This is a genomic window from Eubacterium sp. (assembly GCF_057858645.1).
This window is the reverse complement of the sequence record NZ_DBLZZO010000001.1, coordinates 174,446-187,800: the sequence shown is the minus strand read 5'-3', so window position 1 is coordinate 187,800 and position 13,355 is coordinate 174,446. Positions and strand designations below refer to the sequence as shown.

Sequence of the window (13,355 nt, the reverse complement as noted above, 5' to 3'; positions counted from 1 at the left end):
CAGGGATGGTTGCTGTTCAATTATCAATGTTCTTGTTTGCTGTTTTTCAACAGCCATATTAATTTAACATACTTATTTATGTTTGTCAACAACTTTTTTATTTTTTTCAAAAAAGTTTTTTCTGTCGACTAACAGGTTTAAGTTGTTTAGCACCCGCTCTTTGCGAGTGCAAGAGATATACTACCATCTTTGGCTACACCTGTCAACAACTTTTTTTCTTTTTTTTATTTTTTCGATTATTTTACCAAATAATCTTATTTAACCGCTAATACATTATGACAAAAAGTAGTCTTTGTTTTGCCTAATATGAGCACAGAAATACTGTAACTACTTTAAATTTCTGTATTTGATTTGTAATTTTCTAATATATTTAACTACTATAGTATAAAGTAATATTAATCATATAGAAATTTAGCATTAAATAATAAGCTAATCTCTATTGTTGAATTTTCTGTCTTTTACACCTGAAAGAAATAGTGCACATTATTTTCAACTTTTTTGAGATTAGCTTCTATTTCATTTGTAATTATAATTCAATTTTAACCTTTTACAGCTCCCACAACCAAACTTTCCTGAACCTGTTTGCTTAGGAAGAAGTATATAATTATCGTAGGTAAAGTTGCTATAACCATACCTGCTCCAATTAGTCCCCATTCTGTTGAATACTGACCTGCTAAAGACATTATTCCAACAGGAAGTGTTCTATACTTATCGCTATCCACAAATGTATTAGCTAACATTAATTCGTTCCATGTTCCTAAAAATGTGAATATTGAAGCTGTAGCTATTGCTGGTTTTACCATAGGTAAAATAATTTGTACAAAGCATTTAAAAATTCCACATCCGTCAATGTACGCTGCCTCTTCCATTTCTCTTGGTATACCTCTATAAAAGCCTACTAAAATCATAATACTCATAGGTAACGCACCTGCTATATACGGAATCATTAGTCCTAAATAACCACCTTTTAAGCCTAATTTATCCAAAATCTGAAATAGTGGAAGTAACGCTGCCTGCGCCGGTATCATAATTCCTATCATAAATAATCCGTAGACAATATTTCTCATTTTCCATATCATTCTAGAAACTGCGTATGCTGCCATAGCTGCTATTACGCCAGCTACAGCTACTGTAACTACTGTATATAAAACAGAGTTCAGAAAATATCGTATTAAGTTGGAAGAACTTAGAGCTGTTACATAATTGTCCCATCTCCATACCTTTGGTAATCCTATAACATTCTCTCCAAATATTTCCGTGTTGCTTTTTAAAGAAAATGTTATTAACCAATATAAGGGGAAAATTTGAGTTATTGCAATTAACAATAATATTGTAAATTTTGGTATTGATTTTAATTTCTTCTTGTTCATTTTCCCCTCCTACACTGCTGACACATTTTTCTCTGCTTTTTTGAATATCCTATTTACAATAAATGTAAATATTAAACATTCTACTACTATGAAAAAGGCTTGAGCACTTCCATAACCATATAAACCTTTTCTAAATAAGTTGTTATACATTAATGTGGCAGGAACTTCACTGACGTGATTCGGTCCACCACCAGTCATAACATAAACTAAATCGAATGCTCTTAGAGAACCTGTTATTGCAAATATTACGCAGGTTTTTATTACAGGTACCAACAACGGTAAAGTTATTTTTCTATAAATTTGCAACGTTGATGCCCCATCAATTTGGGCTGCCTCATAGTAATCAGTTGATATTGATTTAATACCGGCATAGAAAATAATCAAATGGTAACCAATGTATTGCCATATAGAGGGTATCAATACTGTCAGAAATGCATTTTTAGTTAACCACGAATGTTCATAACCTGGTATAAAATATCTGACTACGGTGTTAATTACACCGTAGTCACTATTAAACATTTTCAACCACAACTGACCAATAACCATACTTGATATTACAACCGGAACAAAATATATGGTTCTAAAAAAATTGTCTCCTTTTACACCTTTTGATAATACCAAAGCTAATGTTAAAGATATTGGTAGCTGAATACATAATGATGCTGCCACAAGTATTAATGAATTCTTAACTGCGAGAGGGAAATATCTATCCTCAGTAAATAATTGTATATAATTTTTTATGCCGATAAATGTTTTGCTCCCAATCCCGTTGTACTCAAAGAAACTGTATATACCTGATGTTATTAACGGAATCAATGTGAATCCTATAAATAAAACTAACGCCGGTAATATAAATATTAATATGTACTTTTTATTTCCAAGCATTTTGTTCATAATACTTCCCGCCTCACTTACTATTTACCATTAATTGCTGCCTTATGTTCTTCTATAAATGCTTTTACATCTGCTCCATCTGCAAATAAAGTCTGTACCTGTTCATTATGTACTGCTGCAGGTTCTGCTTCTAAAGATGTATCCCATGCAAGTACGCCCTGCTTTCCTTCTGATAATAAATCTTTAATCTGAATAAATAATGGATTTAACTTGCTTTCGTCTGCTTTTGTTTTCCATCCACTAAATCCTGAACCTGTTTCGTATGATGCAACACCCATTTTTTCATTAATGTAAATAGCAAACTTTGCTGCTTCTTCTTTATATTTTGTGTTATTGTTTACCCAGAATGATTCAACGAATCCACCACAATAATCTGTTGTTTCACCTTTTCCATCTGAAATTGTAGGAATCTTTAATGCTAAAACATCTTCTGGTTTTACTGTTGCTGCCTTGTCAGTGTATACATTGTTAGCAAACCAACTTCCCATAATTCTCATTGCTGCTTTTCCATTTTCAAATGCTGCATTTGCATCATCGTTACCCTGTTCTAAAGGATTGTCGCCAAATGCACCCATTTCATATAAATCTTTTACTTTTTCTGCTGCTTTTGTGTAACCTTCGTCACCGAATTCTTTCTTTCCTGACAACATTTCGTTTACACCTGTTGCTCCAACTTCTCTTAACGCTAATGCCTGATATACAAAAGCTGCATTCCATCCGTCCTTTGCTCCTGCAGCCATTGGTGTAACGCCTTTTAATTTTTCTAACTTCTTAACAGCATCTACTAATTCATCATATGTGTTAGGAAGCTTTGCGCCAGCCTTTTCAAATAACGCCTTATTGCAGAATAATGTCATGTACCATGAAAACATTGGAACTGAATATAACTTACCATCATATTCAAAGGCTGATGTTGAGCCTTCCATCATATTTGACTTAACTTCATCAGTTATGTAATCATCCAAAGGCATTACTTTTCCCGCATCAACTAGCTTCTTAGCTGTGCCTGCGCCCCACCAATAAAATACATCAATACCCTTTGCATCTCCTGCAAATTCAGCATTAATTTTTGTTTTGTACGCTTCTGTGTCTAAAGTTTCTGTTTTGATTTTTACCTTAGGGTTTTCTTTTTCATACGCTTTTACAGCTTCTTCATATCTGCCCTTAAGTTCGTTAGTGTCGTTTGACCACTGGTGCCAAACATTTAAAGTGATTGTTCCATCATCACTTTTTCCTTCGCTGCTATCCTTGCTGCTACTTCCGCATCCTACCATTGAGAATGCCATTGTTGACGCTAAAGTAAGTGCCAACGCTTTCTTAAAAAATCTCTTTCTCATTGTATCTCCTCCTCAATTTTTATAACCAAAGTATACTTTATTCATAACGCCTATCTCAATTTAATATTTTGACTAAAAAAGGTTAAAAATTTTACTCAAATTTTTAACCTTTTTTATTATGCGCCTCTGTATTCTTTTATTGTTTGACCCGTTTGTTTCTTAAAACATATGCAAAAATAATGTGCATCTTTAAAACCAATTTTTTCAGCCACTTCATATACCTTCAGATTAGTTTCCTTAAGTAACTTCTTACTTGCATCAATTCTCTTCCTTGATACATATTCAACAAAACTCATACCATACGCCTTCTTAAACTCCCTGCTTAAATAACTCTCGTTTGTATATAAATCTGTTGCTGCTTTTTTCAAAGAAAGTTTTGAGTTATATAGATTTCTATTTACATATTCAAGTGCATCCTTAATTACATTTGTATTTCTTTTGGCTTTCTTCTGATTGTGGTACTCGCAAATAGTTTCAATGTATTTTTTTGTGCATACGGAAACGTCCTTTAAACTTGTAATTCCTCTTACATCACTAAACACCTTTTCTTCACTTATTAGCTCATATAAGTTTATTCCATATTTATTTAAAGTGGAACCTGCGCGCATAATCATTGTCATAGTCATTAATTTAAGATATTCTTCATCCGGAATTTTAGTATCTTTGATTACTTCTATATAATCGTTTAAATGATTTTCAACATTTTTCATTTTGCAGTTAATTATCGCTTCTAAAAATTCATCCCAGTCAATTTCCTTTTTTATGTTATTTTGATTCATAATTTTCTTGTATTCTGAATATCCAATAACTTTATTTCTGCCTAAAAGAACAGACGCTTCAATAGCTTTGTTGGTTTGATTGTATGACGTTGATATACCACCAAAACCACTGGTTTCTTCACTAATTCCAATAGTTACACTTATCCCCATAGAATTAATTTTTTTATGCCAGTCATTAACATAAGCCATACATTCTTTCAAATCTGTATTCTCAAAAAGAATTACTATATTGTGCATAAAATGTACAAAGGAAATAGCATTTTCACCACTGTTCTTTTGAATAAAATCGAACACCTTTCGATAGTTTTCTTTTTCCTGAGTCTCTTTGACTTTAATATTTGCACACACTACGCCATCTAAAAGTTTTATACAGTTATAAGTGTTCATTTTCTTTAAAGCTTCTTCTTCATCAATTCTTTTTTCTACTAATCTTAAAAGTAGACTTTCCTTTAGTATGTCATAATTCTTTTCCACACTTTCCTTAAGTTTTGCAACCTTTGAAGCTTCTTCTTTGATTTTGGCTAGTTTATTTTTTAAGTTGTTCATTACCTCTGCCAGTTCTTTTATATTAATAGGTTTTAGCAGGAACTCCTCCACTCCAAGTTTTATGGCTTTTCTAGCGTATTCAAACTCTCTAAAGCCGGTTACTATTACCACTTTGCACTTTGGATACTTTTCTAATAACTTCTCGGAAAATTCCAAGCCATCCATAACCGGCATATTAATATCTGTTACAACAATGTCTACATGATGGTACGCCATGTATTCCAATGCTTCTTTTCCAGAAGCGGCCTCCCCTACAATTCGAAAACCATTCTCCTCCCAGCTGTAGCCTTTGTGAATTAAAACCCGCTCTAACTTTTCATCATCCACTAATAGTACATTTAACATGTATAATTTTCCCCCTTCATCTTTTTAACTGTTACAATTATTTCTGTTCCATTTTCAATTTCGCTTTGTATAATAACAGGATTTTCTATTTCGTATAAAAGTCTGATTCTCTGTATTAAACTGTGCAAACCAAAGCCTGATTTTCCTGTTATATTCTTCCCATGCAATATTGCCTCGACCCTGTCTTCACTCATTCCAACGCCATCATCTGACACAATGAAAATAATTTCATTATCCTGAGAAAAAGCTTTAATGCTTACAGTACCTTCCTCACCATTCAATCCATGATGGACTGCATTTTCAACTAACGGTTGAAGCAAAAGTTTTAATATTTTTTCCTTCTTCACTGACTCCTCTATCTGATAGTCCACCTTAATTTGATTGTCATATCTCATATTTAAAATAGTGATATAGCTTTTAATACTGTCTATTTCATCTTCCACAGTTATGTAATCAAGGCCACTGTTCAAGCTATTTCTATAAAAATTTCCCAATGCCTGAGTTATTTCAAAGCACTTTTCATTTTCCTTCATTAAGGCTAATGCCGACACTGCATCTAATGTGTTGTATAAAAAATGCGGATTAATTTGAGCGTAAATTATATCCAGTTTTCCTTTGGCAATAATTCCTTCCTCTTCTTTTACTTTGTTCATAAGTTTTTTTATTGACAAAATCATATGATTAAAAACCTGACGTAAATTGGTTATTTCGTTTTCGTAATCATCACTTTCCATTGTAATAAACTTACCATTTTCTATTAATTTCATATGTTCTTCAATTTTTCCAATAGGTTTAAAAATCAAATACGTTAGCAAGGTTGAGCACAAAAATACAAATATAATGTTAAGACACATGATAATAATGATTACTGTGGAATAGTAAGGGGTTAATGCAGATATTTCATCAAGGGAAAATGTTCCTATTATTTTCCAATCCTGTATTCCCATATTATGACCTACAGCAATACATTTTCCTTTAGAAGTTTTTACTTCTTCAAAGCCTTGTGACATTCTTTTAGTATTTTTTGTATATTTAACAAAATTTTCCTGCTTGTTTTCCGGTTCGACAACGTATTCTCCTTTTGAATCCACAATGTAAAACTGATTTTTGTCATCAGAAACCTGATCAAAATATCCCTGTAATACATTTGGGTCAAGAGTTATTAACAAAGTTGCCAATGGTTTGTAATTCTTTTTATCAACAATTTGTCTTACATAACACAAATAGTTATTATTTTGGTAATAATCAATAGTTCCATCGCTTCCTTTATAGAAAAAGCCATTTCCGTTCGCCTTTTCCATTTTTCGATACCAGTTAGTTTTCCTAATGTTTTTATCTATTTTTCTTGGTGTTTTCCTATAAGAGTTGTAACAATTATCATATTTGTCAAAAATGTACACACCTGAAATATAATCTCCTGATAAAATCATATTAAACAAACTTTTTGTTATGTTTTTTTGGTATTCAATTTCAATATTTTTGGAATTAATATTTTTCAATGAGCCCTGTACTATATCATCAAAATATATATATGTAGAAAGTTGTATTACATTTTCAAAAACAAGGGATAAGTTTCCCTGAACTGCACTAACAGTCTGTTCCCCTGCTTTTCCAACTTCCATTTTGGTGTATTTGTTATTAACCATTGATACGAAAGTAAATGTTAGTGCAAACGATAAGATAAGTATAAGTATATAAACTAAAATAATTTGAGTTCTTATTTTTAATTTTTTCCAGTATTTTGTTATTTTTTTCACCTTAGCCCCTTTATTTAATGTTAATTCTATGTCCTTGTTGCAATTTTAGGGTTTAATGTTAGTTGAATATAGGGGAAAAATAAACTCCTCATTTTTTGTCAATGTATCTTTTTTTATATAATAGAAAGGCTAGGGCAAAGATTTTGTTATATATTTGCTTACAGTTATAGTGGGAGAATGGCTTTGGAAATGAGTATGGCATAAGCATAAAAAGTGCAGATATTAGAAGTCATTTTCTAACGTCTGCACTTTTTTGTAGTATTTTTTATTGATTTGTTTTTGAGTATTCTCTATATCTTCTCAGAAAAGTTGATGTACTGATTCCAAGTCTTTTAGCAGCCTTAATGCCTCATTGCATTCTTCAAACTGAAGACTATTAATCACTTCGAAATAAGAACTCTTTCTACCATTTAGTTTTACCTGAAATGTTGGAAACTTGTAAATCCTTTTATCCGTTTCCACTTCTGATTTCATAATTTCTCTCATCTCTTCTTCATCTACTAAATTAGGGAACAAACATGAGCCATTGTCAAATATTGGAGCTATTGTATACTTATTGTCTTCTTTTATAAATCCCCAGTTAGCTCCATGACGATCAAAATTTCCAAGTAAAGCATCCATTATATATATTCTCCAACTAATATTTATTGAAGTAAGTATAATTTATATGTACTTTTAGATCAGTAGAATTTCATTTTTATTCTGACTTATTTTTATTTTAAAAAACACTTCCTAAAAATCTCTTTTTAGAAAGTGCTTAATCTTTTTATTTAATAAATTATTTATCCAACTGTTTCATTGTCGGGACGTCGTCTGGCAATTATTCACAGAGTTTCATATTAAACTATACTAATATAAAATTATATAAATAGACTATTCGTAATCCTTCATTATTAATTAATATTCTATCTATTTTGTTGTCAAATTGATGTCAATCGGAAAATTTGATGTCAAATTCCCAATTATACTTCTTAAAAAACATCTAATTTCACAGATAAATTTTCAAAAGACTCTTTCTTCTTTTTATCTGTAGCTTCCGCATATATATCCATTGTTGTTTCAATGTTTCTATGTCCCATAATAGACTGAATAACTTTCAGATTAGTTTCCTGTTCACATAGCCTTGTTGCAAATGTGTGTCTAAGAATGTGACATGAAAAATATGGTAATATTAACGGATTCCTTTTTTCTCTTGCTGCAGTGATTTCTTCTTCATTATTATAATTAATTACAATTCTTTTTATTGCTGAATTCACTGCTTGTTGATTCAGAATATTTCCGAATCTGTTTTGAAAAACAAAACCACTTACGCCATCTATAACAGTCTCATTAAATCCATTCTCTTGTTGATCCTCTTCTTCTAATTTTAGAGCATCATACACAACATCAAGCATTGGAATTGTTCTAACACCTGCCTCTGTTTTTGGAGTAGACAGCGTTGACACACATTTATTCTTTTCTGCCGACTTATAATTTGCAATACTATGATTAATAGTAATCATTTTATTTTCAAAATCCAAGTCATCCCATCTTAATGCAATAGCTTCCCCAATTCTACATCCTGTACCTAGCAAAAATGTGAATAATGGCCACCAGTGATAATACACCGGACTATTTGCAATATAATTCATAAATGCTCTTTGCTGTTCAATTGTCAGTGCATGCCGAATACCTCTGTTTTTACCAGATTTTCTATTTACCTCTTTCATTGCGCCTGTAGCAGGATTCTTTCTTATTATGTCATCCCTTACCGCCAACTCAAAAGTTGGATGCAAAAGACAATGAATTGAATCCAAAGTTCCAAGGGCAATATTCTTATCTTTCAATAAGTATAGATAATACTGCACTACATCTGAATATTTAATGTCTGCGATTTTCTTTTTACCAAAATCTTTTCTCACGAAATGGTTATAAGTATATATATATCCGCTCCTTGTAGAATCCTTTAGATGCTGTTTCAAGGAAATGTACCTATCAAATACAAAATTGATTGAAGCATTTCCTGCTGTGTACACATCTAAGCCATCTAACTGAGCCTTTAATAGTTCTTGTTCCTTTCTCCTAAGAGATACAAGGTCATTAGCATAAATGTATTTTCGCTGTCCCAATGGATTAGTGTACGTATAAACATAACGACCATCTTTTCTATAAACCTCACCTGATTTAAGTGTTCTACCTCTAGGATCTTTTCTATTTGCCATAAGTTCCTCCTTAATAAGAAAGAGCTCATACTATTTATCTCTTGATAATATTTTCTCAAGACCTTTCGTTGCGACTTTTGTCATAGACTCATTATGTTTTTCGGTATACTGCAATAACCTTTGATACATCTCATCTGAAATGCGAATACTAAGAACCTTGTCTTTAGTTTTCTCTAACTTAGGTCTTCCTTTATTTGCCATATTGCATACCTCCATGCGTTTATTATATATTTTGTATGACAAAAAATCAACTATTAAATAGCACAAACTCTTTAATGTTCTATATTAACTTTTTTATTTCTAAAATTCTCTAAATGTTTCTAAAAATTTTTCAAATACTTTGCAATTGACTAAAGCCATTCCATCTATCTTATACACAGCTCCAGCTTCCTTTGCCAACGCTTGAAACTTTGTCATCCCTATACTATATAGGTCTGAACCTTCTTTATATCTAACAAATTTTTTTGCCATTGCTTTTCCTCTAACTGAAACCTTGCCTGCTTCTGTCATCATACCCCAGATAAAACACGCTAATTCTCTTGCTATTGCTGTTGCTGCCACATCTCGACTAACTCCTTTGTTTAGAGTCATTTTGTAAAACCTTCGTCTAAGCCTTTCATTTGCCTTATCTGCATACGCAATTACTTCCGGTGGATTTCCTTTCTGTCTTTGCTTCAATGCCACTGATTTGTGTCCTACATTTCCCCTTGTATAACTCTGGGCTACTTCAACTAAAAGTTTTCGCAAGTGGCTATTTCCAGCCTTTGTTATGCTGTAGCGATTAACTCTCGTATCACTGGAATCTTCACTTGGTACAAGACCTAAAAACGAAGCAAATTTCGGTGCTTTTTCAAACCTTTCAAAATCACCAACTTCGACAATCATTGAAAGGGCTGTATGTGTCTTAATTCCAAGAAGACAACTCATATGTTTTACTTTTTCTTCGTATCTTTCTGCTGATGCAAGTTCTTCTATTCTTTCATCAAATCTGTTGATTTTTTCTGTTCTTTAAATATTGCCGATAAAAATTGCAAATCCTTTTTATCGGATACATTATTTTGCATAATTGACAATAAGAAAATATCTATAGAACTGAAAGAAGGGATTTTTATGGCGTTTACCAATAATATCAGAGAAATCCGGGAACAGCGTGGCATTTACCAGGATGACCTTGCCACTGCTATCGGATACAGCACCAAAACTGTCGGCAGGATAGAACGTGGGGACAGTACCCCGTCTGCCGAATTTATGCTGCGGATATCAAAGTACTTTAATATGCTGGTGGAAGATGTATTCCATGTGGAAGATTGAGCTGGGCACAAGATACCCAGCTCTTTTACTATCTACTTTCAACATAAATTTAAAAATCACATATAATTATCCACTAAGTTATATGTAATAACTGTGCAAATCCTAATACAGTTTTGCACCTGCTGGAATTGAATCGTCTAACATTACAAGATTCAACTTTTCTTCTCCATTTACATTGTGAATAGCTGAAAGTAACATACCACAAGAGTCAATTCCCATCATAGAACGTGGTGGAAGATTTACGATTGCCAATAATGTCTTTCCAATAAGTTCCTCTGGCTCATAAAAAGCATGTACTCCTGAAAGAATCGTTCTCTCATTCTCAGTTCCATCATCAAGTGTAAATCTAAGAAGCTTCTTACTCTTAAGTACTGCCTCACAATTTTTTACCTTTACAACACGGAAGTCTGACTTTGAGAATGTATCAAAATCAACCTGCTCCTCAAATAAAGGCTCTATTTCAATACCTGTATTATTTTCAACAACTGCTGCCACTTCTTCTGTTACTACTTCATTGTTATCCATTTGATTGTAACTCCTTTGCATTAATTTCTCATCATAATATGTAATGTCGGTTGAAACCGCATTACTATTGGCTAGTATACCATAAACATACTGTTTTTAGGAAGAAATGTCCTATTTCATCCATGTATGCATATTGTCAAGTGTATGTGTCATATTTTATATTCAAAATAAAAAAGGCTGCTATTCTCTAAAAAATAACAGTCTTTCTTACTATATCAGCCTTTTGGAATTTGACCATTGGCATACAGAATGTGATTAACTAACCACTCTGTGAGATATTTTAAAATTCCCATAATCTGTTCATCTTAATCTTCTACCTAATCATTGTGTTGTTCTGTAACCTTAATATGTATAAATGCTTTTAGCATTTCCATAATCCATGTAGGTTACAATATGCATATACTTCTTCTACCTGTTCACCATCGCAAAGACAAAAATCTGCTACCGGCTCCTGCCCTGGATTTAACTGTTTTCTGTATATTCCCTGATTTGTATTTAATGTAATCCACTCAATGAAATGCTCTTCAAGCATTGGATGTTTTGTCTCTCCGACCACGACATGAACATGACTGCCTTCTATCGTATATACAGGTACATGCTTCTCGACAGCAGCATCTGTCACTCCGGCTTTTAATTCCTGCATAGGTTCTCCGCAACAAATTACAGGTACACCCTTATCCTTTACCTTTTCAACAATGTTTCCACAATGCTTACAAATATAATACCTTACTTCCATGCCTTTTTCTCCTTCCATGTGTAAAATTTATAATTTAATTGTCTCCATAATCTTTTTCAATGAATCTGCAGATTCCTTAAGCTTTAACGCTTCCTCGCCACTTAAATTAATAGGTATATCAGACTCAATACCATCTGCACCTACAATAGCTGGCATACTTAACGATACTCCGTCAATATCATATACTCCATGAATCATGTGTGATATAGGAAGTATTGATTTTTCATCTCTCATAATCACTTCGCAGATTCTTTTTACAGACATTGCAATTCCATAATATGTAGCGTGCTTTTTGTTTATAATCTCATAAGCACTGTTCTTGACTGCTGTAGCTATTTCTTCCGTGTTTTTCTTGTGCTTGTAATGTCCACGCATTTCACACATTTCACTTAATGGAACACCCGATACATTGGCTGATGACCATGCTACAACTTCGCTGTCTCCATGCTCACCTACTATAAATGCATGAACACTCCTGCTGTCCACAGATAAATGCTCACCAAGCTTATATCTTAATCTGGCACTATCTAACACAGTACCCGATCCAATAACCCTGTTTTCTGGAAGTCCTGATAACTTTATGGCTACCTGAGTCAGGATATCTACTGGATTCGCAACTACAAGCATGATACCTGCAAAATTTCTCTTTGCTATTTCAGGAATGATTGACTTAAATATTGCTACATTTTTATTTACGAGGTCAAGCCTTGTCTCTCCCGGTTTCTGTCCCGCTCCGGCAGATATGACAACAATTGCAGCATCAGCCACATCATCATAATCTCCGGCATATATTTTCATCGGACTCGCAAATGGAATACCATGACTGATGTCCATCGCTTCTCCTTCTGCCTTGTTCTTATCTGCATCGATAAGGACAATCTCTGTAAACAAGCCACTCTGCATCAGAGCAAATACCGATGCAGAACCAACAAAGCCACAGCCTATCATTACTGCTTTTTTTGAATTAATCACTTTCTTCTTCGTAATAATCTCATCTCCTTAATAATTCTCTTCATGTACTTCAAAATAGCTCTGTGGATGATTACATACCGGACATACTTCAGGCGCCTTAGTTCCTACCACAATATGTCCACAGTTACGGCATTCCCATACCTTAACTTCGCTCTTTTCAAATACCTGTGCAGTTTCAATATTCTTAAGAAGTGCACGATATCTTTCCTCATGGTGCTTCTCAATCTCACCTACTGCCCTGAATTTTGCTGCAAGCTCAGGGAATCCTTCTTCCTCAGCTGTTTTAGCAAAGCCTTCATACATATCTGTCCACTCATAATTTTCGCCTTCTGCCGCTGCCGCCAGGTTTTCCTTTGTATTACCAATTCCTGCTAATTCCTTGAACCACATCTTTGCATGTTCTTTCTCATTATCTGCAGTCTTTAAAAACAATGCTGACATCTGCTCGTAACCTTCCTTTTTTGCTACCGAAGCAAAATAGGTATACTTATTTCTTGCCTGTGATTCACCTGCAAATGCCTCCTGTAAATTCTTCTCTGTCTGTGTTCCTGCATATTTGTTTGCTGCCATCTCTTTTACCTC

General features: G+C 33.3%; 13 protein-coding genes and 1 pseudogene. 1 reads left to right on the top strand and 13 read right to left on the bottom strand.

Annotated elements, in window-relative coordinates:
- Positions 1-539: 539 nt before the first annotated feature.
- From ACZM4J_RS00865 to ACZM4J_RS00825, 9 genes are all read right to left on the bottom strand, one after another.
- Positions 540-1,370: a carbohydrate ABC transporter permease gene (locus tag ACZM4J_RS00865; protein WP_022164561.1), complete on the bottom strand. Its 831-nt coding sequence runs from the start codon at positions 1,368-1,370 to the stop codon at positions 540-542.
- A gap of 9 nt (positions 1,371-1,379) precedes the next feature.
- Complete coding sequence (locus ACZM4J_RS00860) at positions 1,380-2,264, bottom strand: carbohydrate ABC transporter permease (RefSeq protein ID WP_022164560.1); 885 nt, start codon at positions 2,262-2,264, stop codon at positions 1,380-1,382.
- Between the two features lie 20 nt (positions 2,265-2,284).
- Positions 2,285-3,601 (bottom strand): ABC transporter substrate-binding protein, encoded by a 1,317-nt coding sequence (locus ACZM4J_RS00855; protein WP_022164559.1) that lies wholly within the window; start codon positions 3,599-3,601, stop codon positions 2,285-2,287.
- Between the two features lie 116 nt (positions 3,602-3,717).
- Positions 3,718-5,271 (bottom strand): response regulator, encoded by a 1,554-nt coding sequence (locus tag ACZM4J_RS00850; protein ID WP_022164558.1) that lies wholly within the window; start codon positions 5,269-5,271, stop codon positions 3,718-3,720.
- Entirely contained in the window at positions 5,265-7,028 is a 1,764-nt protein-coding gene (locus ACZM4J_RS00845) for a sensor histidine kinase (RefSeq protein ID WP_022164557.1), read from the bottom strand. Before ACZM4J_RS00845 ends, ACZM4J_RS00850 begins: the two co-directional genes overlap by 7 nt.
- A gap of 300 nt (positions 7,029-7,328) precedes the next feature.
- Positions 7,329-7,649 carry a HipA domain-containing protein gene (locus ACZM4J_RS00840; protein ID WP_022164556.1) on the bottom strand — a complete coding sequence of 107 codons (321 nt, stop codon included), beginning with the start codon at positions 7,647-7,649 and terminating at the stop codon, positions 7,329-7,331.
- Between the two features lie 350 nt (positions 7,650-7,999).
- Positions 8,000-9,229, bottom strand: a complete 1,230-nt coding sequence (locus ACZM4J_RS00835; RefSeq protein WP_118031255.1) for a site-specific integrase — start codon at positions 9,227-9,229, stop codon at positions 8,000-8,002.
- 30 nt (positions 9,230-9,259) lie between these two features.
- Positions 9,260-9,430, bottom strand: coding sequence for a hypothetical protein (locus ACZM4J_RS00830; RefSeq protein WP_182382588.1), 171 nt, complete (start codon positions 9,428-9,430; stop codon positions 9,260-9,262).
- A gap of 99 nt (positions 9,431-9,529) precedes the next feature.
- The gene (locus ACZM4J_RS00825; protein WP_472353401.1) at positions 9,530-10,156 is read right to left on the bottom strand and encodes a DUF6462 family protein; all 627 of its coding nucleotides are present in this window, start codon (positions 10,154-10,156) and stop codon (positions 9,530-9,532) included.
- Positions 10,157-10,339: 183 nt separating this feature from the next.
- On the opposite strand from ACZM4J_RS00825, the gene ACZM4J_RS00820 reads away from it, so the two are divergent.
- Entirely contained in the window at positions 10,340-10,540 is a 201-nt protein-coding gene (locus ACZM4J_RS00820) for a helix-turn-helix transcriptional regulator (RefSeq protein WP_195557049.1), read from the top strand.
- A gap of 102 nt (positions 10,541-10,642) precedes the next feature.
- Here the strand turns inward: ACZM4J_RS00820 and ACZM4J_RS00815 are convergent.
- The 4 genes and pseudogenes from ACZM4J_RS00815 to rbr all read right to left on the bottom strand — a co-directional run.
- Positions 10,643-11,002: pseudogene (locus ACZM4J_RS00815) on the bottom strand (hypothetical protein); the annotation flags it as partial.
- A 424-nt stretch (positions 11,003-11,426) separates the two neighbouring features.
- The gene (locus ACZM4J_RS00810) at positions 11,427-11,801 is read right to left on the bottom strand and encodes a desulfoferrodoxin family protein (RefSeq protein WP_023920586.1); all 375 of its coding nucleotides are present in this window, start codon (positions 11,799-11,801) and stop codon (positions 11,427-11,429) included.
- Positions 11,802-11,828: 27 nt separating this feature from the next.
- Positions 11,829-12,773: an L-lactate dehydrogenase gene (locus ACZM4J_RS00805; protein WP_195557050.1), complete on the bottom strand. Its 945-nt coding sequence runs from the start codon at positions 12,771-12,773 to the stop codon at positions 11,829-11,831.
- A 27-nt stretch (positions 12,774-12,800) separates the two neighbouring features.
- Positions 12,801-13,343, bottom strand: a complete 543-nt coding sequence (gene rbr, locus ACZM4J_RS00800) for a rubrerythrin (RefSeq protein ID WP_215715701.1) — start codon at positions 13,341-13,343, stop codon at positions 12,801-12,803.
- Between the last annotated feature and the right edge of the window lie 12 nt (positions 13,344-13,355).

Excerpts from the sequence above, each read along its gene's own strand:
- ACZM4J_RS00865 (WP_022164561.1), bottom strand. The coding sequence starts at position 1,370 with ATGAACAAGAAGAAATTAAAATCAATACCAAAATTTACAATATTATTG.
- ACZM4J_RS00860 (WP_022164560.1), bottom strand. The coding sequence starts at position 2,264 with ATGAACAAAATGCTTGGAAATAAAAAGTACATATTAATATTTATATTA.
- ACZM4J_RS00855 (WP_022164559.1), bottom strand. The coding sequence starts at position 3,601 with ATGAGAAAGAGATTTTTTAAGAAAGCGTTGGCACTTACTTTAGCGTCA.
- ACZM4J_RS00850 (WP_022164558.1), bottom strand. The coding sequence starts at position 5,271 with ATGTTAAATGTACTATTAGTGGATGATGAAAAGTTAGAGCGGGTTTTA.
- ACZM4J_RS00840 (WP_022164556.1), bottom strand. The coding sequence starts at position 7,649 with ATGGATGCTTTACTTGGAAATTTTGATCGTCATGGAGCTAACTGGGGA.
- ACZM4J_RS00835 (WP_118031255.1), bottom strand. The coding sequence starts at position 9,229 with ATGGCAAATAGAAAAGATCCTAGAGGTAGAACACTTAAATCAGGTGAG.
- ACZM4J_RS00830 (WP_182382588.1), bottom strand. The coding sequence starts at position 9,430 with ATGGCAAATAAAGGAAGACCTAAGTTAGAGAAAACTAAAGACAAGGTT.
- ACZM4J_RS00825 (WP_472353401.1), bottom strand. The coding sequence starts at position 10,156 with ATGAGTTGTCTTCTTGGAATTAAGACACATACAGCCCTTTCAATGATT.
- ACZM4J_RS00820 (WP_195557049.1), top strand. The coding sequence starts at position 10,340 with ATGGCGTTTACCAATAATATCAGAGAAATCCGGGAACAGCGTGGCATT.
- ACZM4J_RS00810 (WP_023920586.1), bottom strand. The coding sequence starts at position 11,801 with ATGGAAGTAAGGTATTATATTTGTAAGCATTGTGGAAACATTGTTGAA.
- rbr (WP_215715701.1), bottom strand. The coding sequence starts at position 13,343 with ATGGCAGCAAACAAATATGCAGGAACACAGACAGAGAAGAATTTACAG.